We start from the raw sequence: 24,261 nt of genomic DNA, 5'->3' as shown, positions 1-24,261 counted from the left end.
TCATTGTGGCTTCAAAGATAAAGAACAAATGGCAAGCAATAATGAATGCAGAGATTACAGGGGAAGACCTGTACTTATTTGCATTTGGTGTAGTGCTGTTCGTTTCTTTTATTATTAATACCACCTTTATGTCATATTTAGTGGTTAAGTACCTAAATTACATCACTTATTTGATGGTGGGTATTCTGCTTATAAAGATGGTGACGTTTGATCATTACCGCTGGTGGCAGTTATTAATATTGTTTGCAATTTTTGGGTTGTCAGTTATCTCATGGCGACACAGTAAAATTACATCTCTAATGATTATGACTGCGTTTGTTATCGCTGCGCGTGGAGTGGATTTTCATAAAGTTATCAATAGCTATTTATGGATCAATGGATGCTTATTAGTCACCATCTTCATTTATTCTTTATTTGGCATCATAGTAAATTTAACCTATTATCGAAATCACATTCCTCGTTTTGCCTTAGGGATTGATTATCCAACAGACTTAGCTGCCTATGCTTTTTATTTTTTACTAGCATGGGTATATAAAAATTACCAGTCTCTACATAAGCAAGAGTATTTCTTGATCATTTTAATGGATGCAGCATTATTCATAATCACAAATGCTCGCTTAGATGTTTTGCTAATTCTTTTAACGCTAATTTGTGTCTATATTTCAAAGCTTGCTTATAATCAACATCCATTGGCTTCTAATGTAGTGAAGGCCTATTGGGGCTTAGACATGATTTTACCTTATGCTTATTTTTTAGTTAGTTGGTTTTACTCAAAAGAAAATCACCTTTTGCGACACCTTAATGATGCTTTGTCAGGAAGATTATCATTAGGAAAACAAGGCTTGGATGAGTATGGCTGTACATTGCTTGGTCAACATATTAAAGAGCGCGGTTGGGGTGGCGTTAATGGAGCAAAGATGTTCCATAGAAACCCTTGGAAGTACTTTTTTATTGACTCTTCCTATTTGCGCTTGTTATTGATCTTTGGAGTCATAATTGGGTTACTGGTAATATTGTGTATTGTAGTTATCTCTTTACGTTCAACTTTACAAGGTCAGTATTTGATGCCAACAATACTTTTGCTGGTAACGATTAGTAGTATGATTGATCAACATTTGGTGGAAATTACTTTTAATCCATTTCTAATTGCTCTTCTTGCTAGGAATGTGGATACTCGCATTGGAGGAAAAATTGATGAAGAATGAATACAGTCTAGGCAGATTTTTTAAATTAATTGTAAAAAACATAATTATTATTGTTGTATGTATGGTTTTAGGCGGGGGCCTTGCAGGTTTATATGCAAAGCATAAACAGTCAACAACATATTCTGCTCGAACTAACATCGTTGTTGGTCATAATCTAGATAAGGTTCATTATCGGAACTCAACGGTAATGTCAGATTTAAACATGATGGACACTTATGAAGATCAAATTAAAGATCCACAAGTTATGAATCGAGCTCATTCGCTATTGCCCAAAAATTTGCGCAAAAAATATTCAGCTAAGGAGATTGAAAGTGATGTTCATGTAAGTAGTGAAGACCATTCTTTAGTAATGGAAATCAAAGCAACTACGAGCAGCAAAAAGAATTCACCTAAGATTGCCAATGCTGTGGCTAAAGCCTTTAAAGATGAGTTCAAACAAATGAATCCTTCCTCTGCTGAAGTCAAATTGCTTGCACCCGCCAAGGAAAAGGATGTTACTAGCAAGACTAGCCCATCTGCTAAAAAATATGCTGTTTTAGGAGCAGCGCTTGGTATCTTGATGGGAATGTTGATTGCATTTGGATGGACTAGTTATCGTAAAATTCACTAAGAGTGGGAGAAATATCTATGAAGTATGATTATTTAGTGGTTGGTGCCGGTTTGTTTGGCGCTACTTTTGCTTACGAAGCAGCTAAGCGTGGTAAACGTGTCAAAGTAATTGAAAAACGTGATCACATCGCTGGTAATATTTACACCAAAGAAGTTGATGGTATTCAGGTTCACGAATATGGTGCTCATATTTTTCACACTTCTAACAAGAAGATTTGGCAATATGTAAACCAGTTTGCGGAGTTTAATCGTTACACTAATTCTCCAGTGGCAAACTATAAAGGCCAGATGTTCAACCTGCCGTTTAACATGAACACCTTTAATGAAATGTGGGGGACTAGTACTCCTAAAGAAGCGCTGGCAAAAATCAATGAGCAGCGGCAAGAGATGGCTGGCAAGAAGCCGCAAAATCTGGAAGAACAAGCTATCTCTTTGATTGGTCGGGACATCTATGAGAAGTTAATCAAAGGATACACCGAAAAGCAGTGGGGCCGGAAAGCAACGGAATTGCCAGCATTCATCATTCGGCGGTTGCCTGTGCGTCTGACTTACGACAACAACTACTTTAATGATGATTATCAAGGCATTCCAATTGGCGGTTATACTCAGATCGTAGAAAAGATGCTTGCTAGTGATCTGATTGACGTAGAGTTGAATACTGATTTCTTTGACTATCAAGAAGAATATGTCAGTGAATTTCCAAAGATCGTCTTTACTGGAATGATTGATCAATACTTCAATTACAAACTTGGGGAATTACAGTACCGGAGTTTGCACTTTGAGACGGAAGAATTGAATGAGGACAATCACCAAGGTAATGCAGTTGTCAACTATACGGATGCTGACACACCATTCACCCGAATCATCGAACACAAGCACTTTGAGTTTGGTAAGGGTGACAAGGGCAAGACAATTATCACTCGTGAATACCCAGCTGATTGGCATCGTGGTGATGAACCATATTACCCAATCAACAACACTGAAAACAACTCACTCTATAAAGAATATGCTAAATTAGCACAAAAAGAGGCCCCTAATGTAATATTTGGTGGTAGACTTGGTCAGTATCGGTATTACAATATGGATCAAGTACTTAATGCTGCACTTATTGCAGTGAATAAGGAGTTTGAAGATTAGTTATGAAGGTCATCAAGAACTATTTGTATAATGTGGTTTATCAGGTACTTCTGTTGCTGGTACCACTGATTACAGTTCCATACATTGCGCGGGTGTTAGGGCCCGACCTTGTTGGGATTAACTCTTATACAAACAGTTGGATGACCTTTTTTATGCTCTTTGGGCAAATGGGGATTGCACTCTATGGAAACCGTGAAGTTGCCTACCATAGGGACGACAAAGAAGATCGTTCCCGTATCTTTTGGGGTATTGAAGTACTACAAGCGTTGACTATCTCTGCTGCTTTAATAGCTTACTTGGTAGCAGTTTTTCTGTTTAGTTCTACGTTCAAACGGTACTTCTTACTTCAATCACTTTGGATTATTGGTGCGGGTATTGATGTTTCTTGGTATTTTATGGGTATGGAGGATTTTCAAAAGACTGTCCTTCGTAATATGATTGTTAAACTGATCTCTGTTGCACTAATTTTTACTATAGTTAAAGGGCATAATGATTTAGGTAAATACATTGTTTTACTAGGTGCTTCAAGTTTGATTGGAAACTTATCACTTTGGCCATATTTACGTAAAGAGATATTATGGGTTCCAATTCGGAGATGGCATCCTTTTAAGCATTTCTATCCTGCTTTCTTACTCTTTATACCTACGATTACGACTCAGATTTATTTAGTTGTTAATCGTCTAATGCTAGGGAAAATGTCAACTCAAAATCAGTTGGGGCAGTTTGAGAATGCTGATAAATTAGTTAAAGTTGTATTGGCTGTTGTAACTGCCTCTGGTCAAGTGATGTTGCCACATATTGCTAATAAATTTTCCAAAGGTGATATAAAAGGAATTCGTCATAGTTTATACAATTCCTTTGATTTCATAACTGCAACTGCAACACCTATGATGTTTGGCTTAATGGCTATATCAATGGTGCTTGCTCCTTGGTTTTTAGGTCATGACTTTGCCCCGGCTGGGGAACTTATGATGTTTGAATCTCCGACAATATTATTTATTGCCTGGAGTAATGTAACAGGTTCCCAATACTTGATGCCAGTTAATAGAACAAATGAATTTACGATATCAGTCACAGCTGGAGCTGTAGTAAACATAATTTGTAATTTATTTTTTATATCAGCATGGGGAGCAAAGGGAGCAGTACTTGCTACTAATATTTCCGAATTAGCAGTTACTGCATTACAGCTTAACTGCATTAGAAATACAATAAGTCGCCGGAGATTATTTCACGGTAGCTGGAAATACTTTATTAGTGGGGCACTGATGTGTATTGTTATTCACAGACTATCGCTAACAATCAGAATGAATGTTGCAAATTTGATTGTAGAAGTTGTAGCAGGTGCGTTTATCTATATTTTAATGCTTGTTTTGTTGCATGCACCTATTCTAGACCAAGTAATGGTTTATGTTACTGCATGGTCTGAGCGTCATAAAAGAAGAAAATAATGCGAGGTTTTCAAATGGGTAAGCAGTTTATTGTTACATCAATTGATCGTGACAAAAAAAGTGGTGGAAGCAAGGCTAAGAAAGATATCGTTCACTTTTTAAAAAAGAATCTAAACTTTGAAAACTATAATTTATCCGTCGAAAATAGCAACAAACTTTACATCCATTGGTTTATGAATGTTAATTTTAGACATTTTGTAAAGCAACAAAAACCGAGTTTGCTTTTGTTTCAGTATCCGAACCTATCTTTTTATGTGATGAACAAGATGGTAACTATCTATAGACATTACTGTCCACATGGGAAAATAGTATTCTTAGTTCATGATATTATGGGCATTCAATTTCAATATTTACCAGATATACTAAGTCAGGAGATCGAGCTTTTTAATCGTACAGATGGTCTTATCGTTCATAATGAAAAAATGAATAACTATCTGACTAGTAAGGGTGTTAGAGTTCCAATGAGCAATCTCGGCTTATTTGATTATGATAGTAATACACCATTATCTACACCTAGTGATTCCATTTCAGATGTTTCTATTTGCTTTACGGGGAATCTTGGAAAATCAGAATTTTTGCGAGATTTAAATATAAACACTCCAATTCACCTATATGGAACCAATCCTGCTTCTTCTTATCCTAACAATATGGTATATAAGGGTTACTACTCCGCTGATAAAATCGGAGATAAATTAACTGAACAATATGGACTAGTGTGGGATGGTAATGATATTCATACATGTGCTGGCTCATTAGGAAAATATCTAAAATTAAATGATCCACATAAAGCCTCACTTTACTTAAGTTCTGGTATTCCGATCATTATTTGGTCAGAAGCTGCATTAGCAGATATAGTGTTGCATTATAATGCGGGTATTGTTGTCGATGATTTAACTCAAATTGATGAACGGTTAAGAAAAATATCTTATGAACAATATAAGCAAATGAGAAACAACGCAAAAGAACTAGGTAAACAAATAAGGCAAGGCTTCTATGTTACTCACTCTGTCAAAGAGTTAATAAAGAAAATACAATAAATAGGATTTAACTTATGACGGTTTATGTAATAACACACAAAAACTTTACATATTCATATTTACCCCAAAAGGACTATCGTGTATTGCTGGTTGGTGCTGAGGGTAAGGACAATAATCACAATTATCTAGCTGATAATACTGGTGACAATATATCCTCTAAGAATGCCACATTTTGTGAATTAACTGGATTATACTGGATCTGGAAACATTCCAAAGCTACAAAGGTCGGGTTAGTGCATTATCGCCGTTACTTTACGAATAATAGCAGTCAGACCGGAGTTTTATTGAATCAAATTGCTGGTCGTCCAAGAAAGCCACTAACAGATACACAATTGGAAAGATTATTAGGAAAGAAAAAATGGATAGTGGCAGCTCCTCAAAAATTAAACCCCGGCGAAACTATTTGGACACAGTTTGCAGCTGCGCATCATATAAAGGATCTAAAAAAAACTAAAGAAATAATAAGTGAGATGTATGATGAAAAGTATATAAAGGCATTTGATGATGTAATGCAGCAAAACTATCTAAGCCCTTACAACATGTTTTACACAAGAAGAGAAGAGCTTAATAAGTACTGCGAGTGGCTTTTCCCTATATTATTTAAGCTTGAAAAGCAGGTTGACATTAGTAACTACGACAAATATCAACAAAGATTGTTTGGCTTTGTATCTGAACGTTTATTCAACGTTTATATTAGAGCAACTGCCAAAAATGATTGTCAGTATGTTGGGGTAGTAAATATTCAAGAAAACAATAAGTCTGATGCATTTAACCAGGTCGCAACACGTTTAAGACTAAGATTATCTTTCTTCAAACATAAATTGAAGAATCTTATTAAATAAGGCATTAATCGATTTCAAGATGATCTGTGAGGAAAAATAAGTGATGACACTAACAAACAACTTCTTTTCGATTATTACAATAGTAAATAAAGAAGACATTTATAAGGACTTTAAACGTGATCTGATGGCCCAAAGGGGAGTTAAGTACGAGCTGATAAAGGTTAATAACGACCATAATCAGTTTGACTCAGCTCGTCAGGCTTATAACCATGCATTGAAAAAAGCACATGGTGATTTTGTGATCTTCTTACATCCTGATATTCGTTTTCTTGACGACATGGCACTGCATGACGTTTTACAACCTATTGTGAATATTTCCAATCTAGGTGTTGCCGGTATAGCTGGTTGTCCTTTTAAGCTACATCATCACAAATCCTTAATTCTTACGACGATAGTGCAAGATGATCCCCCATATCATTTTGGACAATCTATCTCCAAAGCTACCGAAGTGCAGACGCTTGATGAAAATTTTTTTGTTATGGACCGTGAATTTGCTAATAAATATCCTTTTTCTGATATTAAGGGTTGGCATATGTATGCAGTTGAGCAATGCCTAATTGCTTTAATAAACGGAAAAAAGAATTATGTGGTCCCAGCAAGGATATGGCATATGTCTCCAGGTAGCTCAGAGAATTGGCAATATGTACAAACTGGTCGAGAGATAGTGCACAGATATGGGAAATATTTTTCTTCGATCAACACAACGATGACAACCTGGAATACAACGAGTCGTATAAATTTAGCGCTTATACCGCCTCTTAAATACATCAAACACAAGTTATGGAGGAAACTTCATCTGAATAGAAAATGATGTAGTGTCTAACTCAATCTTCCTTATTCTGATGAACCAATAATTATGAAACAAAAAATTGCCATCTTACTTTCAACTTATAATGGTTACGATTATTTAGAAGAACAAGTTCAATCGATTTTAAACCAGACAAATCATGATTGGCATTTGTATATTAGAGACGATGGGTCCAATGATGGCACAATTTCTTTAATTAGGGAATTTGCCAAGAATCCACTGATTAGTTTTGTTAATGATAATCAACCTAAGAGTCTTGGTGCCTCGCAGTCTTTTTTGCAACTATTGTCGGAAGTAGATGCAGATTATTACATGTTCTCTGATCAAGATGATTATTGGCTTCCTGATAAAATTGAAGTTTCTCTAGCTAGGATGAAATCACTTGAAGAAACTGGGCGCAAAGCTCCTATTTGTGTTCATACTAATTTAAAAGTAACTGATGATAACTTGACCCCATATCGCCTGTATAATACAGGATCGCTTTGGCATGATTTTGATCGTCTTTTATTTAATAATTGTGTTACTGGTTGCACAATGATGATAAATAGAAGGTTGCGAGATACTGTGAAGTTTGACAAAGTAAAATCAAGTAACATTTATATGCATGATTGGTGGTTAGCATTAATCGCGGCGGCTTTCGGGGTTGTCTCATACATTAATTCTCCAACTATTCTTTATCGCCAACATTCCTCCAACGTACTTGGAAGTTTAGATAGTAAAAATATAAAGGGTACTCTTAATTCGATTAGACGTGTTTTAAAACCATCATATGATTATGAAGAGTTTTTGAAGTGTCTTAACATGATCACTAATTTTAATGAAGAATATGGTGATCAAATTGACGGTATTTCAAAACGATATTTAGAGGAATATTCGGATTTAACAAATCGAAGCAGTGTTTCTCATAATCTGCAATTAATTTTGTCATTACCCCCAAAAGAAACTTCCAAACAAAAGCAACTATTGTATGACAGTATTCTTATTCGTTATGCTTCCAAATTAAAAACATCAAACTGATGAGTAAGGACTAACTTAAACCAGCTCGAAGGGAATTCACACCATGATGGAGAGTAATTTATTTTCTTTAATTACAATTGTTAACAAGGAAAATGTATACGAAGACTTTAAAAATAATTTGCGAACTCAAAAGGGCGTTAATTATGAACTTATTAAGGTTAATAACGATCATAACCAGTTCTCTTCAGCACGTGAAGCTTATAATCATGCATTCAAGAAAAGTCATGGGAATTACGTAGTTTTTCTACATCCCGACATGCGTTTCTTGGATAAGTATGCTTTAAGAGATGTTCTTGACCAAGTAACTAAGTTGCCGAACCTTGGTGTTGCTGGAATCTCCGGTTGCTTGTTTAAGCTTCATCACCACAAGTCAACGGTTGTTTCAACGATTGTTCATGGTGATCCTGCCCATCGATTTGGGCAAGCTATTAAGCAACCCACCAAGGTTCAGACAGTGGACGAGTGTTTATTTGTTATGGATCGTGATTTTTGCCAACAACATCCGTTTTCTGATATTGATGGCTGGCATATGTATGCTGTGGAACAATGTTTAGTGGCATTGCTGAATGGAAAAGTTAATTACGTGGTTCCTTGTAGGATGTGGCACCGTTCAACAGGATTTTCGGAAAACTGGCAGTACATTCAAACAGGTAAGGAAATTGTACGTCGATATGGCAAACATTTTTCTTCCATCAACACGACTGTTACAACTTGGAATACTCGGAGTAAATTGAGTCTTTTATTAATTGCACCTCTAAAATTGGTGAAGCACACATTGTGGCGTAAATTGCATTTGGCATAATTAATTTTCTTGTAAGCTTGAGGAGACATAGGAATGGGTAAGCGTGTAGTTGCGGTTGTAGTTACTTATAATAGAAAATCTTTGCTCAAAGAATGTATAAATTCATTACTAAACCAAACCTATAAGTTGCTAGATATTTTAATTATCGATAATGCTAGTACTGACGGAACTTCATCTTTTGTAAATTCGATTAAAGATAAAAGAGTATTGTATGTAAATACTGGAAAGAATCTGGGTGGAGCAGGTGGATTCCAGTTTGGTGTTCGTGAAGCTGCGCAAAGAGGATACGACTACCTTTGGCTAATGGATGATGATTCCATCCCAACGCCTGATGCCTTAAATGTTCTAATGAAAGAAGCTTCTCAAAAAGGATCTTTCGGGTTCATGTGCAGCAAGGTGTTGTGGAAAGATCACTCTATTTGTAAGATGAATATTCCCAAAATTTCACTTAACCGAAAGTTGGATGACTTTGATGGTAGTCCTAAGAGAGTGATCATGGGTACCTTTGTATCTTTCTTAGTTCCATTAAAGATAGTTAATGAGGTTGGATTGCCAATTAAGGAGTTCTTCATCTGGGCTGATGATTTCGAGTATTCAAGAAGGATATCACGTAAATATTCGTGTTATTTTGTCCCTTCAAGCATTGTTATTCATAAGTCTCCTTCAAATGTGGGGAGTAGTATCGTAGATGATTCTCCAGACAGGTTTAATCGCTATAAATGTGCATACCGTAATGAGGTTTACGTATATAGAAGAGAAGGATTAGCAGGCTGGAATCATCTGATATTAAAGACAATCTTGCATACCTGCAAAGTTCTTTTGAAATCTAAAGATCATAAGAAGGAACGACTTCACATTATATTTAGTGCGACGAGGAGGGGCTTTAGTTTTCATCCTCAGATAGAATACTTACATAAGAACAATTGATAAAAATGGAAGGCCAATGCCTTCCATTTTTATATTGCATTAATATTACAGCTGTGTTGCGAACTATATCAATCCCCTAACAATAGGGCCGATTTTGCTTTTCTAAGGATATATTGTGTTAGTTTAATAATCGTAAATTAATAACAAACACGTTTTAAAAAACAAGATTTTTAGAAAGGCATGAATCAATAACCTATGGATACTAAGAAACACTACAAGATGTACAAGAACGGCAAACAATGGTGCTATGCAGCAATTGCAACTGTTTCCGTCGCTGTAGGTATTTTTACTGGAAGCACAGCTGCTCAAGCTGACACGACTCCTGCACAACCAGCAGTGGCTACGCAACAAACCAATAATGCTAGTTCATCAGCAATGAGTTCTTCAGTTGCCAGCACTTCTGCTCAGCTGTCTTCTGTAAAGACATGGCAACCTGCTGATGCACAAATGCAAAAGGCTACTGCCAATGCCGATAATGGCAATCATGCATATTTAGATAATGTAGATGTTTCAAACGGTAGTTTACATCTTTCTGGTTGGAATGCATCTAACCAAGATCAAGGTAAGAATTACCACTACGTCATTGTTTATGATCAAACTCAGCACCGTGAATTAGCTCGCCAAGCAGTTCAGAACACTGAACGTGACGATGTGCAAAACGCCTACCAAGGTGTTTACAACGCAAAGTATTCCGGCTTTTCGGCTGATTTTAATATCGATAGTTCGGCTTACTTGAATGACACTTTGCAAATTGTTAGTCGTTATTCTGCCTCAGAAAGTGGTAACAGTAACTACGTTGATTACTGGTTTAATCCAATTAATTTAAACAAACGTGGCTACTACATTGACTCACTGAAGCAAACCGAAGCTGGCTTAAAAGTATCTGGCTGGATGATTGATAGCCAGTCATACTCTAAGCACAATGCTTACGTCTTCTTGATGCGTGATGGCAAAGAAGTTGCTCGTCAGCACGTCATCTTAATGCCACGTCACGATGTTGCTCGTGCATACAAGGATGTATACAACAGTGCTAACAGTGGTTTCAACGTTACCTTTAATGTTGATCCTTACCAGTTAACTGGTAATCTGCAAATTATGATGCGCTTCACTGACGATGTGAATGGTAATGGCAATTTCAGTGATCAATACAGTAAGGTTTACACGACTAATGCCGGTTACACCGATAACTTCACTGTTCAAGGTAATCACATTCATTTAAGTGGTTGGCATGCAGCTACTAATGCTCAAGGTATGGATCACCAATTCATCATCGTTTTGGATATGAACAATCATGAACTTTACCGGACTGAATTAACTGCCGGTCAAAAGAATCTTTCTCGTAATGATGTTGCTAAAGCGTACCCATGGATGAGCAATGCCAATGTTTCTGGCTACAGTGTTGACATTCCACTGCTGGACAGTATGCAGCACAAAGGCTTGAAGATTGTTCATCGTTACAGTACTTCTGCTGATGGCAATTCAAACTATGTTGATTTCTGGGATAATAGTCATTCAGTTAACTCTGGTTGGCAGGGTGACCACTATTACGATCCAACTACTGGGCGGATGGCTACTGGTCAAACCAACATCAATGGTCAAACTTACTACTTTGATAACAATGGTAAGTTAATGTCTCGTCAACAAGAAGCTGTTAACCGTGCCTTATCTGTTCGTGGTACGCGTTACGTTTGGGGTGGTAACACACCGGCTGGTTTTGACTGCTCTGGCTTAGTTCAATGGGCATACGGCCTTGATGGTGGTCATCGAACCACTTACACTCAGGAAACGTTAGGTGCACACCACTACGATGTATACAACGCTCCGGTTGGTGCATTGGTATTCTTTGGCTCAGGTACTGCTCCTTACCACGTTGGTATTTCACTTGGTAATGGTACTTATGTTCATGCACCAGAACCTGGTGATGTGGTTAAGGTAACCGAAATGAGATACTACCAACCAACTTTCTACGTGGTTATGTAATAAACAATGAACGCAGTACTTTTCAGTACCGCGTTTTGTTTTAAATTAGCCTGATAAATGAACAGGGTTTATTTATCAATCGTGCTACAATGAAAATGTTGTTACAAAATTAATTTTCGGGAAGGCTTCTTTATGAATGAAAATGGAAATAATGGATTTAAAAAGCCTGCTTTAACGCTTTGGTCCACGATCTTTACTTTTAGTGCATCACTACTGCTTCTGCAAGGGGCAGCACATGCCGCAACCCAGAATGACGTAGCTGCTAACAATCACAAGGCTGTCGTCTCCGGAAATAATAAGGATAATAATGCGAACAATAACCAATCAGGTAACATTGTTTTAAATCAGAATAGTAGTGCGGCGGTTAACAATGAAAGTAGTGCTACAAACAGTGCTTCGGCTGCTCAAAATACCCAAACTGTCGTTAAAGTACCAACGAACACTGTCAACGACTCTGCTTCAAGTGCACAGTCTTCTGCTGCATCGAGTTCTGCCAATGTTGTTAATTCAACAGCAACTACTACGACTTTAAACGTTGCTAAAATGCAACCATCATTTGCTGCTGTAAATATGAGAGTTAACTTAGCAACTTCTGCTAGCAGCAGTGACGATGGTTTGCGCAACCTTGATGCCAGTCAACGAGCATTCTTGGATAGCATCAAGAGTGGTGCAATGGATGGCTGGCGTAAATATGGTGTCCTGCCATCACTGACTGCTGCCCAAGCTATCTTGGAATCTGCATGGGGTCGGTCTGCTCTTTCGACTGAAGGCCATAACCTTTTTGGTATCAAGGGTTCTTACAATGGTCAATCCATCTACATGATGACCCGTGAGGTATATGGTGGTAGTTCGGTTTATGTCAACGCAGCTTTCCGGCGTTATGCAAACAACAGTGAAAGTGTTGCTGACCATGGGTACTTCCTTGCTTCTAATTCTCGTTATCACAACTTATTATGGAAGACCAATTATCGGGACGTTACCTACTTGATCCGGGCTGACGGCTATGCTACCGATCCAGGTTACACTGTTGCTCTAAACAACCTAATCGAGCGCTATAACTTAAACGCTTGGGATGGTGAAGCAATGAACACCAATATCGGTAATCTGGATGCTATGTATGCTGGAACCGATGGACAGATTCATATTTCTGGTTGGCATGCTTCTAACAAGTATGACAGCAAGATGCATCACTTTATTATCATTCTTGATAAGACAACGGGCCATGAAATTTACCGTCAAGAAGTTGCTGGTGTCTACCGTCAAGATGTGCAAAATGCGTACCCAACTAGCAAAATCTCTGGTTGGGGTGGCTACAGCTTAGCAATGCCATATAATGCTTCTATTGCTGGTCACTCACTGCAGGTAGTTTCCCGGTATACTTACAATAATAATGGTGAGCCCAATGGTGGTGATGATTACTACTTTGACCCAGTAGCAATGAATGCTAACTATGCTTACCTTGATAACTTTAAAGTAAATGGATCAAAGATTGACGTTTCAGGGTGGAATGCCAATGATATGACAATCAAAGATGGTCACCACTACATCATTCTGTTTGACCACACTACTAATAAAGAGGTTGCTCGTCATGAAGTAACTAATGGTAATAGTGCAGATGTGGCTAACGTACATAGTGATGTGTATGGAGCTGATCATTCTCGTTTCAGTACTAGTTTTGACTATACACCTGCCATTGCCGGTCACGACTTACAGATTATTAGTCGGTACACTGCTTCCAGTGATGGTAATAGTGATTACTCTGACTATTGGTTTGATCCGGTTTCCTTTAACGCTAATGATGCCTACTTGGATAACTTTAAAGTGGATACGGCTGATGGTAAGCTTTACGTTTCCGGATGGAATGCAAATGATATGAGCGTTAAGTATCAACGCCATTTCATTATCCTTTACGATGAAACAACCGGTCGAGAGATTGCTCGTAAAGAGGTTCAGAATGGTGATAGTGAAGACGTTGCTAACGCCGGATTTGGTGATGACTATGGTTCAAACCATTGTCGTTTCAGTGCTGAATTTACATATGATCCATCGGTAGCGGGTCATAAATTAGCAGTTATTAGTCGTTACACTAGTTCTAATGATGGTAATAGTAACTATTCTGATTATTGGTTTAGTCCAAAGACAATTACTTTTGCTAATGATGCATGGTTGGACAACTTCAAATTAAGTAATGGTAAGATTATTGCTAGCGGTTGGAATGCTAATGATCTCAGTTCCCAGTATAAGAAGCACTATGTAATCTTATATGATGCTACTACCCATAAGGAAGTTAGCCGGCAGGTAGTGAACAATCAGTCTAGTGTAGATGTATATAATAACGGCTACAGTAATGTTTATGGTGCTAAGGATTGTCGTTTCCAAGCCAGCTTTGATTACGATCCATCATTAGCCGGTCACGATCTTCAAATCGTTAGTCGTTATACTAGCTCTGATGATGGCAACAGTAATTACTCTGATTACTGGTTTAGTCCACAGGAGTTTAATTTTGTGAATGCTGGCTACTTGGACGAATTTAGTGAAAATGACGATGGCGAGATTGATGTAACTGGTTGGAATGCAAATGACTTTAGTTCCAGCTATAACAAGCACTACGTAATCTTGTTTGACGCGACGACGGGTAAAGAAGTCGCACGGAAGTTAGTTCCAACCTTTGGTAGCAATGACGTTTACAATGCAGGTTACCAAAATGTTTACAACTCTAATAAATGTCGTTTCACCACTAACTTTTCTATTCCAGCTAAATTAAAGGGTCACAGTTTACGGATTATTAGTCGTTACACTTCTTCAAACGACGGTAACAGTAATTACAGTGATCTCTGGTTTGCTCCTAAGGTTTTTAGATAAAGAAAGGATATATTTCAATGAAGATTAAACAACTGTTGATGACCGGTGTTGCAGGGATGATGATTGTGTCACTGGCAGCATGTGGCAGTAAGTCGGCTACCGAAACACATCATGATGAAGCCACCAGCAGTCAGACGTCTAAAAAGAGTCATCATCGTTCATCCAAGAAGTCTGACAAGATGAAGGAAGACGATGTATCTTCAAGCAGCAATGCTAGTTCCACTAAGACCACCATTAATGGTGTTAAGAACAGCCAAACTGCTAAGTCGGTTAATAATCGGCAAAGTGCTGTGATGAATGAAACCGATGCAAGAAACCTGGTTAAGGAGCATTTGGGCAATTCAATGGCAACTGCTAGGGAAAACGGTAAGACAATTACCCAACCAAGCATTGATGCTGTGGATGGCTTTAGTGCCACGCAGAATGGTACGAATGATTGGACCATTTCTGGATCATACAATGGGCATACTTACACTTACCATGTAACGCCTACTGCCATTACAGGTAACTAATGAATAAATAGTGTATAATAGGTCGGTACGTTTGTATCGGCTTTTTTTATTAGTAATTATTGAAGAAAATGGGGTATTAGCATGACGAAACTTTCAATAGTTGTGCCTTGTTATAACGAAGAAGAATCAATTCCACTGTTTTTTCCTGCAGTGCAAAAGGTTGTAAATAATATAAAAAACCTAAATATTGAGTATTGGTTTGTAAATGATGGATCATCAGATAATACTCTAGGTGAAATGCGAAAGTTGCATAGAGAGCATGATCAATTGGTTCATTACGTTTCTTTCTCACGTAACTTTGGCAAGGAAGCGGCTCTTTATGCTGGACTACAAGCTGCTACTGGCGATTATGTGGTGGTAATGGATGTTGACTTACAGGACCCGCCTGAATTTTTACCTAAGATGTACAGCTTAATTACCAGTGGTGACTATGACTGTATTGGAACACGCCGGGTTGATCGAACGGGAGAGGCACGCTTTAAGTCTTTTCTTAGTAGTCAGTTTTACCATGTCATTAATCGTATTTCGCAAACCAATATTGTACCAGGAGCACGTGACTATCGGATGATGACACGACAGATGGTAAATGCTGTTCTGTCATTAACCGAATATGACCGCTTTTCAAAAGGGATCTTTTCGTGGGTTGGCTTCAAGACTAAATATCTTGATTACCATAATGTTGAACGGGTTGCGGGAACTACCGACTGGAATACCTGGAAACTATTTAAATATGCAATGAATGGGATTGCAGACTTCTCTCAAGCACCATTGTCACTAGCAGTCTGGTTGGGAACAACGTCATTCATTCTATCCATCATTGGAATTCTGTTTGTTATCATTAGACGTCTTGTAGATCCAAGCAGTTCAGTTTTTGGCTGGGCATCGATGATCAGTGTCATTCTATTGCTTGGTGGGTTGCAATTACTGTGTATTGGTGTTCTCGGCAAATACATTGGACGAATTTACATGCAAGTTAAGCATCGTCCGATTTACATCATTAAGGAAAAGAAATAATGTCAAATAAACGTAATATTCTGTATTGGTCGGTAGAACTATTGGTGTTGGCACTGCTAGTGTATGTTTGCACCAAGATTGATTTTGTCTTTCGTCCGTTCCTCATTTTTATATCAGTGGTTTTTGTGCCACTTATTATCTCGTTGTTCTTGTATTACATGCTAGTGCCGCTTTTTCATTTATTACTCAAGGTAAAAGTGGGCAGTCATGCTATGCCACGCGGATTAGCAAGTTTGATTATCGTCATGGGCTTGATTTTGATCGTTCTCGGCACAATTGCGGCATTAACTCCGCCAATGATTAACGAACTGACGCAATTGATCAAATGGTTGCCAGATGCCGCTAAGGACACTCAGAAATACCTAACTCAACTTTCACAGCATCCATGGCTGCGTAATATTGATTTGAACACTTATTACAAGCAAGCTAACCAGCAAATTGTTAAGTATGCACAGACAGCTTTGGGACAGTTGACCAGCAAAGCAAGCACAGTTATTGGAGCGGTGACAAGTACGGTCATTGTGGCGATTACCGTCCCAGTTATGCTGTTCTATATGTTCAAAGATGGCAACAAGTTGATTCCTAGCATTCAGCGTTTCTTCTCTAAGAATAATGCTAAGCAAGTGGAAATTTTGTTACGTAAGATGAACAAGACTTTGTCATCTTACATTTCAGGTCAAGCTTTGGAATGTATCTTTGTCGCTGTAGCAACCAGCATCGGTTATTTGATCATTAAACAACCTTTAGCCATCGGTTTAGGTTTAGTAGCTGGGTTAACGAACATGATCCCATATGTGGGGCCATATATTGGGATTGCACCGGCTTTGATGGTCTCATTAGCAATGTCACCGAAGAAAATCATCTGGGTCATTGTGGTTGTCATTGTCGTTCAGCAAATTGATGGGAATATCATCTATCCAAATATCATTGGTCGGACTTTGCAGATTCATCCACTAACGATCATTGTTCTGTTGTTAGCGGCAGGGAATATTGCAGGGATTCCAGGAATGATTTTGTGTATACCATTCTATGCTGTTTTGAAAACTGTCTTTAACTACTTATGGTCGATTTATAGACTGAGGAAGAATGAGAATGAATAAGAAATAAGGGAGGTCATTTAATGACCTCCCTTATTTCTTGTTTAATATGTTGATCTTGTGCTTCTTCTATAGCCATACGTTATAGAACGGTTGGATGAATTAGAAGAAGTGCTTGTACCATGGCCGGAACCAGGCACGTTGTATTCAGCATGGCCAGGTAATACGAAGTTAGTATTATTGTAGCCGTTGTAAGACTTTTGCATCTTGTACATCTTGGTTTCGTTGTTAGTTACCGTGATTGGCTTCAAACCAAGTTGAATGCGAATCAACTTAGAAATACGATTGATTTCCTTTGGGGTAGCAATCTGAAATGACGTACCTTCAATAGTGGCGTCTTTACCATGGAAGTGGTAAGTCTTAACGTTGTTCATTGCCCGACGGTAGTTACCATACAAAACAGACACGCTGTCAATTGGCAAGTTGGTGTGGACACCATCCTTGACAGCTGCAAGAATCTTGTTGGCAGCACCAATCGAACCTGAATGTTTGAAGTTGTGAATTACGCTTGTCATGATCTGTTGCTGCCGCTTTTGACGGCCATAATCATTGTTTGGATCATCATAACGCATCCGTGAGTACTTCAAAGCTAATTCACCATTTAGGTGTTGCTTGCCTTTCGGGAAATGGTGGCCTTCATAAGTGAAGGCAAATGGGTTGTCAACGTCGACACCGCCGACGGCATTAACCACTTTTTGCAGCACACCCATGTTAATGACTACATAGTAGTCAATTGGGATGCCTAGCAATTCTTTAACTTGTTTAACGGTCTGTTTAGGGCCGCCCAGTGAATAAGCCGCGTTAATCTTGACGTAATCAGCGCCTTCATCAGTATCCACTTTAACCAACGTGTCACGTGGCACACTGGTTAAAGTAATGGTTTCCTTTTTAGGGTTAATCGTTACGACTTCTAGGGTGTCAGTGTTACCACCTTTATTTCCACGGTTTAAAGCACCAACATCAGTACCCATTGCTAAAACGGAAACCGGTTTTCCTTCAGCTAATTTTTTATCAACCTTGCCATCACCAGTGGAGAAGACCCCTTGTGCGGTGTTATGGATTTTATGGTATTCATAGCCACCAGCAATACAAAGAATCAGGACAAACAAGGTGATGAAACGTTTGATCCACCTGTAGCCACCGCCATTAGTGTGGTGATGGTACGGGGGATGTGGGATTGCACCGTTGGAATTTTCATTATGAGCTTTTTCTTCGATGCTTTCCTCAAGGTGACGGCGGTATTCCGCCCGCGTTTCATGTTCGTGATCCATGTTGTAGTTACCTCGAAAATTCCGACTTGATTTTATTAAAGTATTAACTCTCTCACTCTAGCAAAACCAGGACGTCTAGTCAATTTTGGAAGGGTAATTTAAAGAAGATGTAAAAGAAAACTTAACAATATTTGCTGATAATGCCGAAATCAAGGCCTTTCTTATGATAAGATATTATGGATAATGCTTGAAAGGACGATTAATTAGCATGACTTCAAAACAGTTGGCAGATGCAGTAAATAAGCGGCGTACATTTGCGATTATTTCACACCCAGACGCTGGTAAGACGACGATCACTGAACAAATGCTCTTGTTTGGTGGCATTGTTCGTGAAGCCGGAACCGTTAAGGGACGCGGAAGCAGCAATTTTGCCAAATCAGACTGGATGGAAATTGAAAAGAAGCGTGGAATTTCCGTTACTTCATCTGTTATGCAATTTGATTTTGAAGGTAAACGGATTAATATCCTGGATACTCCAGGACACGAAGACTTTTCCGAAGATACGTATCGGACACTGATGGCCGTTGATTCTGCAGTGATGGTTATCGATGGCGCAAAGGGGATTGAACCGCAAACCCGGAAGCTTTTCAAGATTTGTAAGATGCGGGGTATTCCAATCTTTACCTTTATTAATAAGTTTGACCGTGACGCTCGTGATCCCTTGGATTTGATGAACGAAATTGAGGAAACACTGGGAATCGAAACCTACCCAATGGATTGGCCAATCGGAATGGGACGACAATTTATGGGTGTGTATGATCGCTACAATCACCGTGTTGCTTTAACTCACCCAAAGGATAAAGACAATCCATACTTGCCTCTGGATGATGACGGCAAGGTAAAGGATGAAAATCCATTGGCCGATGAAGGTGAATGGAAAGATGCCATGGATGGGATGGAACTCATCGAAATGGCTGGTAACCAATTCAGTGAAGACAAAGTTTTGAAAGGTGATCAAACACCGGTCTTCTTTGGCTCTGCATTAACTAATTTTGGGGTCCGTACATTTTTAACTACCTATTTAAAGTTTGCACCGGCTCCTAGTTCACACAAACTGGAAAACGGAGACGAAGTGGAGCCACTGGATCCAGAGTTCTCTGGCTTTGTGTTTAAAATTCAAGCAAACATGAATCCGCGTCACCGTGACCGGATTGCTTTTGTACGGGTTTGTTCCGGTGAGTTCGATAAGGGTATGGATGTAACTCTTGAACGGACTGGAAAGCCACTGCGTTTATCAAACGTCACCGAATTCATGGCCAATACTCGTGAAAATGTTAATAAGGCTGTTGCTGGCGACATCATTGGTTTATACGACACTGGAAACTTTCAAATCGGTGATTCAATTTATACTGGCAAGAAGGACATCAAGTTCGAGAAACTGCCACAATTTACGCCAGAACTATTTGTCCGTGTTACAGCCAAGAATGTGATGAAGCAGAAGTCCTTCCACAAAGGAATCAATCAATTGGTTCAAGAAGGGGCTGTTCAACTGTTCCATGGTTACAACAGCAACGATTACATTCTGGGTGCTGTTGGTCAGTTGCAATTTGAAGTGTTCAAATTCCGGATGGAAAACGAATATAACTCACAAGTTGAAATGGAACCGATGGGTAGTAAGCAAGCTCGTTGGATTGATCCTGATCAACTGGATCCAAAAATGGCCTCATCTCGCAATATTTTGGTAAAAGATATTCATGGTGACCCACTGTTCCTGTTTGAAAATGAGTTTGCCTTGAATTGGTTTAAGCAAAAATACCCAGATGTTAAGTTAACGGCGAAACTTTAGTTCTTAGGGAGAAATAGAATGATAAAGGCTAATTTAAAGAGAATAAGTTTATTATTCTTGGTTTCAGTGATAATGATTCTACCTTTTTTAATGGTAGGTCAATTGGGTGTTCACTCTGATTGGAGCTTTCATGCTGCTAGAGTTCAACAACTCTATTTGAACATACAAAGAGGACATTGGTTTACTTACATTGGAACTGAGACTTTCAGTAAGGTTGGTAATGCAAACTTTATCTTTTACCCAGTGGTGTTCCTTTATCCATGGGCTTTGCTGAAGTTTATTTTTAGCCCAATTACTGCATACTTACTTCACGTATGGTTACTGTTTTTTGCTACTTTATTAATTGCGTTCTTCTGCATGCAATCATTTATGCTATTGTTCCATATCATCTTTACCTTACGCTTTCTAATTATGTATTAGGCGAGGCACAAGCATATACATTCATTCCGCTTGTAATGTTGGGAATGTATAATGTCCTTTACAATAAAAAGTGGATAATGTTAGCAGTGGGAATGTCGTTTATGGCATATTGTCATTATGTAAGCCTATTTATTTCCATAGAATTATGCGCTGCCATTTTAGTGATTTATTGGATTCAAGAACGCAAGATCACCTTATTGCCAATCATTAATATTTTAAAAGCTATTGGTTTATTCTTGGTATTGTCATTATGGCAATTTATTCCACTAATGACAGATTATTTCCACAAAGGCCTTGTTCGTCCAACATCAGGATTTACGCTGATTGAATCAGCTGGGGATTTTGTTGTTAGTGCGATTAATAATGATGCCCTAAATCGTGGTGGTATAGGTTTGCTATTATTAATTTCCATTATGGTTGGATGGAAACAAATTAACAGAAATTCTGTATATATGTGGATCTATACTTTGGGAGTGCTGTTGACATGGATGATCACAACAGCATTTCCATGGAAATATCTTGTCAAAACACCGTTGTCGATCATCCAATTTCCATACAGATATACCAGTTTTGCAGCATTTTTCTTGGCAATAGTATTATCAAAACTATTATTCAATGTACATTTTGATAAAATACCGCTTTTTACAAAATCAGTGCTTATTGGAATTATTTTGTTAACTCTCTATGGCGGATCTATTTATAACGATTACTTTAGAAATAAGGGTGATCTGCCAGATATTTCAAGATTGACACATGCACAGCGCGGCTCTTATAGAACCTTACGAGACGCTAAAGATACTCCACTATTAATCGATAATAGACATTATAATGATCAATTTTCATATGGAGCTCTATATGGCGAAACTGATTACATGCCTATGAATGCTTTTAACAAATCTAAATCTGTCTTAAACAGAGTTGTACTGGTTGATAATAAGAGAAGTTCTTCCAAGGTAAATATGAAAACCTCTCCTAATTCGATTACTTATCGTATCTATTTAAATAAAGGATCCATGGTTGATCTTCCTGTGCTTGCCTATAAGCATACTTTGGTCAGGATCAATCATCATACAATAAAAACACGTGTATCAGATAGAGGAACGGTATGCAGTCATTTAAATGCTGGTCAAAATACTATTTCAGTAACCTATAAAACTAGTCACATATTAGTTATTGCGAGAATTGTTAGTTTGTTGAGTTGGATAAGTTTAATCTTTTTGAAACTCAGAAAGATGAGATGAAACATTTTAATGAACTTACGTTTTGTTGAATTATAAACATAATAAAATTTAGTTTACAAAATATACGATAGTCATAAGTAATAACTGCCATAAAATTATATTAAAACAGCTATAATTTATTTTATTGAGAGAATCGATTATTTATTAATCTTACATTTTATGTTCGAATTTTAGGAATGAATTAATTAGGATACTTTTCCCAAACTTGTAGTTAAGTGATAACTGATATCTATAGAGAGTTTTTCTTTTAAGCAATGGATTTATGTCAAAATAAGGTGTACTTTTTCATGTTTCTACAGTTAGGATATGTATTTTTATTAAGCTTGAGGGATTTTACTATGAACAATTTCTCCTTTTAACAATCATTTTGAAGCATTCGAAGGCATAAGTGATAATCAAAGAAAGGCATTACATATTAAGAGAGATGGATTATAAATCATTTTTATACAAATGCTTAGTTTTTCTTTTTTTCATATGTATGGCATTAATTTGTGTAATAATTCCATGGCATACAGGATATATTTTTTCAGGAAGTGATCTTAGATTTCATGTAAGTAGAATTATGGAAATTGTTAAATCTAATTACCATTATCCTCTTCTAAATTTTTTTACATTTAGTCATGTAGGATACAATGTAAATTCTTTCTATCCACTTTTAACACTTTATCCAATTGCTTTTCTTTTTAAAATTATTAGCAACCCAATAGATGCTTTTTACTGTACGCAGTTTTTATTATTAACGGCTACGGAGATATGCTCTTACTATTCTGCAAGATTATTAAAAATACAGAAAAGTAGTTCAATAATGTTTTCGATGGTTTATACATTCTCTGGATATATAGCGTTTGTTTATTGGTTTGCGTTTGAGTTAGGGGAAATGCTTTCGTTTGTTGTTTTACCCTTGTTAATTCCTCTTACTTTATCTTTTATTAGACCTTCATATGTTAATGATTCATTATGTCAATATAGAGAACCTCTTTTAGTAATTGTTTTAACATGGATCACATTTTCGCATTTATTAACGACACTGATATGTCTTGCATTTTTAAGTATTTGCTTCTTATGTGACCTTATCATTAAGCCAAGCTTCAAAAAATTACTTTATGACATTCGAATAGTATTAATATATTTGCTAGCAACGTCCTTTTATTGGATTAACTTTTTCAAAGCTTATCTTGGCCAAAATATTACAGGACCTGAAAAATATCTTAACATTATTAATACTATTCAATTAATAGAAAACAGCTTAAATAATAGTATTTCGACGGGTAATTTTGATCCGATTAAGGTTGTTAGCATTGGAATAATTCCATTTGTATTTCTAATCTATATTATGGCGAACTATTCTAAGCTAAATAACCTGGAGAAATGTTTTTTATGGCTTGCATTAGGATTTTTAATATTGTCAACTAATTTGTTTTGCTGGGCTTACTTAAAGGAACATTTTTTGAATGTAACCATTATTCAATTTACTTTTAGATTTCTGATTTTCGTTGTTTTATTTATCACTATAGACATGTCCTTATTGGCTAAGCCACGGATATTTGAAGTATTGCTTTTGGCATTTGTAATTGGAGCGTTTAATATAAATCAGATGAGCAGTTTTAGAGCCGAGGGGATGAGGCAACAAGCCATAACAAAGAAGCCGTCTAATCATCACCAGCCGGATTATGCCAACTTTAAAGTTAACAAGGTTAATTTTCCTAACATATATAGTGGTGTTTATAACTCCAAAGGAGGCCCTAAAGATTACCTTACAAGTAATCAGAGTGAACATTTCGATTCCATTGCTGACAATGTAATTTATACAACCAATCATCAACGGATAAAATATAAGATGACACCTAAAAGCAACCAGGTTAACTACGAGTTTATTAAAAAGGAAAATGGCTATGTAGATCTACCTGTTTTGATGTCAGCTTCTAAGTACAAGGTGTATGATAATGGACATATAGTAAATAATATAAAATAAAGCAAGAGAGGTACTTTGTTATTAACAAATATCAAAGGCCATCAAAAGCACAAGCTGCAAATAAAAGTACAACCCTCAAAAACATGCTTGATATCTATCTTCACAACAGTGATTGGACTTGTATTTGTTTTAATAATGTTAATAAAACCAGTTTAGCTATGAAAGCTTAATTAGTTTGTTAAAAATTGTATACTGACTCAACTATAATTAGACTATTAGAATGACTATAAAGTCCTCTGAGTATAAGAATGAACTATCTTGTACCTGGAGGGCT

19 protein-coding genes are annotated in these 24,261 nt (G+C 37.3%); 18 read left to right on the top strand and 1 reads right to left on the bottom strand.

The window, feature by feature from the left end; genetic code table 11:
- Nucleotides 1-5 precede the first annotated feature (5 nt).
- The 15 genes from IV45_RS05115 to IV45_RS05045 all read left to right on the top strand — a co-directional run bounded on the left by IV45_RS05115 (nucleotide 6) and on the right by IV45_RS05045 (nucleotide 17,300).
- Nucleotides 6-1,205, top strand: coding sequence for a hypothetical protein (locus IV45_RS05115; protein ID WP_057741299.1), 1,200 nt, complete (start codon nucleotides 6-8; stop codon nucleotides 1,203-1,205).
- A complete protein-coding gene (locus IV45_RS05110; protein WP_057741298.1) occupies nucleotides 1,195-1,815 on the top strand; it encodes a YveK family protein in 621 nt (206 codons plus the stop codon). Before IV45_RS05115 ends, IV45_RS05110 begins: the two co-directional genes overlap by 11 nt.
- Before the next feature lie 17 nt (nucleotides 1,816-1,832).
- Nucleotides 1,833-2,951: a UDP-galactopyranose mutase gene (gene glf, locus IV45_RS05105; protein ID WP_057741297.1), complete on the top strand. Its 1,119-nt coding sequence runs from the start codon at nucleotides 1,833-1,835 to the stop codon at nucleotides 2,949-2,951.
- 2 nt (nucleotides 2,952-2,953) lie between these two features.
- Entirely contained in the window at nucleotides 2,954-4,399 is a 1,446-nt protein-coding gene (locus IV45_RS05100) for an oligosaccharide flippase family protein (RefSeq protein WP_057741295.1), read from the top strand.
- 14 nt (nucleotides 4,400-4,413) lie between these two features.
- Nucleotides 4,414-5,436 (top strand): glycosyltransferase, encoded by a 1,023-nt coding sequence (locus tag IV45_RS05095; RefSeq protein WP_157051213.1) that lies wholly within the window; start codon nucleotides 4,414-4,416, stop codon nucleotides 5,434-5,436.
- A gap of 14 nt (nucleotides 5,437-5,450) precedes the next feature.
- Nucleotides 5,451-6,278, top strand: a complete 828-nt coding sequence (locus IV45_RS05090; protein WP_083487269.1) for a DUF4422 domain-containing protein — start codon at nucleotides 5,451-5,453, stop codon at nucleotides 6,276-6,278.
- A 43-nt stretch (nucleotides 6,279-6,321) separates the two neighbouring features.
- Nucleotides 6,322-7,089, top strand: coding sequence for a glycosyltransferase (locus IV45_RS05085; protein WP_057741290.1), 768 nt, complete (start codon nucleotides 6,322-6,324; stop codon nucleotides 7,087-7,089).
- Between the two features lie 45 nt (nucleotides 7,090-7,134).
- Nucleotides 7,135-8,103: a glycosyltransferase family 2 protein gene (locus IV45_RS05080; RefSeq protein WP_057741288.1), complete on the top strand. Its 969-nt coding sequence runs from the start codon at nucleotides 7,135-7,137 to the stop codon at nucleotides 8,101-8,103.
- A 43-nt stretch (nucleotides 8,104-8,146) separates the two neighbouring features.
- Nucleotides 8,147-8,905: a glycosyltransferase gene (locus IV45_RS05075; RefSeq protein WP_057741286.1), complete on the top strand. Its 759-nt coding sequence runs from the start codon at nucleotides 8,147-8,149 to the stop codon at nucleotides 8,903-8,905.
- A gap of 33 nt (nucleotides 8,906-8,938) precedes the next feature.
- Entirely contained in the window at nucleotides 8,939-9,832 is an 894-nt protein-coding gene (locus IV45_RS05070; RefSeq protein WP_057741284.1) for a glycosyltransferase family 2 protein, read from the top strand.
- A gap of 195 nt (nucleotides 9,833-10,027) precedes the next feature.
- A complete protein-coding gene (locus tag IV45_RS05065; RefSeq protein ID WP_057741282.1) occupies nucleotides 10,028-11,812 on the top strand; it encodes an NlpC/P60 family protein in 1,785 nt (594 codons plus the stop codon).
- 132 nt (nucleotides 11,813-11,944) lie between these two features.
- A complete protein-coding gene (locus IV45_RS05060) occupies nucleotides 11,945-14,674 on the top strand; it encodes a glycoside hydrolase family 73 protein (protein WP_057741280.1) in 2,730 nt (909 codons plus the stop codon).
- A 17-nt stretch (nucleotides 14,675-14,691) separates the two neighbouring features.
- A complete protein-coding gene (locus IV45_RS05055) occupies nucleotides 14,692-15,186 on the top strand; it encodes a hypothetical protein (RefSeq protein ID WP_057741278.1) in 495 nt (164 codons plus the stop codon).
- Between the two features lie 81 nt (nucleotides 15,187-15,267).
- Nucleotides 15,268-16,200: a glycosyltransferase family 2 protein gene (locus IV45_RS05050; RefSeq protein ID WP_057741277.1), complete on the top strand. Its 933-nt coding sequence runs from the start codon at nucleotides 15,268-15,270 to the stop codon at nucleotides 16,198-16,200.
- The gene (locus IV45_RS05045) at nucleotides 16,200-17,300 is read left to right on the top strand and encodes an AI-2E family transporter (protein WP_057741275.1); all 1,101 of its coding nucleotides are present in this window, start codon (nucleotides 16,200-16,202) and stop codon (nucleotides 17,298-17,300) included. The genes IV45_RS05050 and IV45_RS05045 overlap by 1 nt, the downstream gene beginning before the upstream one ends.
- A 41-nt stretch (nucleotides 17,301-17,341) precedes the next feature.
- Here IV45_RS05045 and IV45_RS05040 read toward each other — a convergent pair whose 3' ends face one another.
- Nucleotides 17,342-18,568 (bottom strand): LCP family protein, encoded by a 1,227-nt coding sequence (locus IV45_RS05040; protein ID WP_057741273.1) that lies wholly within the window; start codon nucleotides 18,566-18,568, stop codon nucleotides 17,342-17,344.
- Between the two features lie 208 nt (nucleotides 18,569-18,776).
- Between IV45_RS05040 and IV45_RS05035 the strand changes: the two genes are divergently transcribed.
- The 3 genes from IV45_RS05035 to IV45_RS05020 all read left to right on the top strand — a co-directional run bounded on the left by IV45_RS05035 (nucleotide 18,777) and on the right by IV45_RS05020 (nucleotide 23,987).
- Nucleotides 18,777-20,354, top strand: a complete 1,578-nt coding sequence (locus IV45_RS05035; protein ID WP_057741271.1) for a peptide chain release factor 3 — start codon at nucleotides 18,777-18,779, stop codon at nucleotides 20,352-20,354.
- Nucleotides 20,355-20,875: 521 nt separating this feature from the next.
- Nucleotides 20,876-22,015 carry a glycosyltransferase family protein gene (locus tag IV45_RS05025; RefSeq protein WP_157051212.1) on the top strand — a complete coding sequence of 380 codons (1,140 nt, stop codon included), beginning with the start codon at nucleotides 20,876-20,878 and terminating at the stop codon, nucleotides 22,013-22,015.
- A 562-nt stretch (nucleotides 22,016-22,577) separates the two neighbouring features.
- A complete protein-coding gene (locus tag IV45_RS05020) occupies nucleotides 22,578-23,987 on the top strand; it encodes a glycosyltransferase family protein (protein ID WP_235807667.1) in 1,410 nt (469 codons plus the stop codon).
- Nucleotides 23,988-24,261 lie beyond the last annotated feature (274 nt).

The organism is Limosilactobacillus secaliphilus (genome assembly GCF_001437055.1).
GTDB lineage: Bacteria > Bacillota > Bacilli > Lactobacillales > Lactobacillaceae > Limosilactobacillus > Limosilactobacillus secaliphilus.
The sequence above is the reverse complement of the archived record's forward strand: the minus strand, read 5'-3'. Positions and strand labels throughout refer to the sequence as shown.

Coding starts and splice junctions, on each gene's coding strand:
- IV45_RS05025 (WP_157051212.1), top strand. CDS start 20,876: ATGGCATATTGTCATTATGTAAGCCTATTTATTTCCATAGAATTATGC.
- IV45_RS05080 (WP_057741288.1), top strand. CDS start 7,135: ATGAAACAAAAAATTGCCATCTTACTTTCAACTTATAATGGTTACGAT.
- IV45_RS05065 (WP_057741282.1), top strand. CDS start 10,028: ATGGATACTAAGAAACACTACAAGATGTACAAGAACGGCAAACAATGG.
- IV45_RS05035 (WP_057741271.1), top strand. CDS start 18,777: ATGACTTCAAAACAGTTGGCAGATGCAGTAAATAAGCGGCGTACATTT.
- IV45_RS05045 (WP_057741275.1), top strand. CDS start 16,200: ATGTCAAATAAACGTAATATTCTGTATTGGTCGGTAGAACTATTGGTG.
- IV45_RS05090 (WP_083487269.1), top strand. CDS start 5,451: ATGACGGTTTATGTAATAACACACAAAAACTTTACATATTCATATTTA.
- IV45_RS05060 (WP_057741280.1), top strand. CDS start 11,945: ATGAATGAAAATGGAAATAATGGATTTAAAAAGCCTGCTTTAACGCTT.
- glf (WP_057741297.1), top strand. CDS start 1,833: ATGAAGTATGATTATTTAGTGGTTGGTGCCGGTTTGTTTGGCGCTACT.
- IV45_RS05075 (WP_057741286.1), top strand. CDS start 8,147: ATGATGGAGAGTAATTTATTTTCTTTAATTACAATTGTTAACAAGGAA.
- IV45_RS05095 (WP_157051213.1), top strand. CDS start 4,414: ATGGGTAAGCAGTTTATTGTTACATCAATTGATCGTGACAAAAAAAGT.
- IV45_RS05040 (WP_057741273.1), bottom strand. CDS start 18,568: ATGGATCACGAACATGAAACGCGGGCGGAATACCGCCGTCACCTTGAG.
- IV45_RS05070 (WP_057741284.1), top strand. CDS start 8,939: ATGGGTAAGCGTGTAGTTGCGGTTGTAGTTACTTATAATAGAAAATCT.
- IV45_RS05085 (WP_057741290.1), top strand. CDS start 6,322: ATGACACTAACAAACAACTTCTTTTCGATTATTACAATAGTAAATAAA.
- IV45_RS05050 (WP_057741277.1), top strand. CDS start 15,268: ATGACGAAACTTTCAATAGTTGTGCCTTGTTATAACGAAGAAGAATCA.
- IV45_RS05100 (WP_057741295.1), top strand. CDS start 2,954: ATGAAGGTCATCAAGAACTATTTGTATAATGTGGTTTATCAGGTACTT.
- IV45_RS05110 (WP_057741298.1), top strand. CDS start 1,195: ATGAAGAATGAATACAGTCTAGGCAGATTTTTTAAATTAATTGTAAAA.
- IV45_RS05055 (WP_057741278.1), top strand. CDS start 14,692: ATGAAGATTAAACAACTGTTGATGACCGGTGTTGCAGGGATGATGATT.
- IV45_RS05020 (WP_235807667.1), top strand. CDS start 22,578: ATGGAAATTGTTAAATCTAATTACCATTATCCTCTTCTAAATTTTTTT.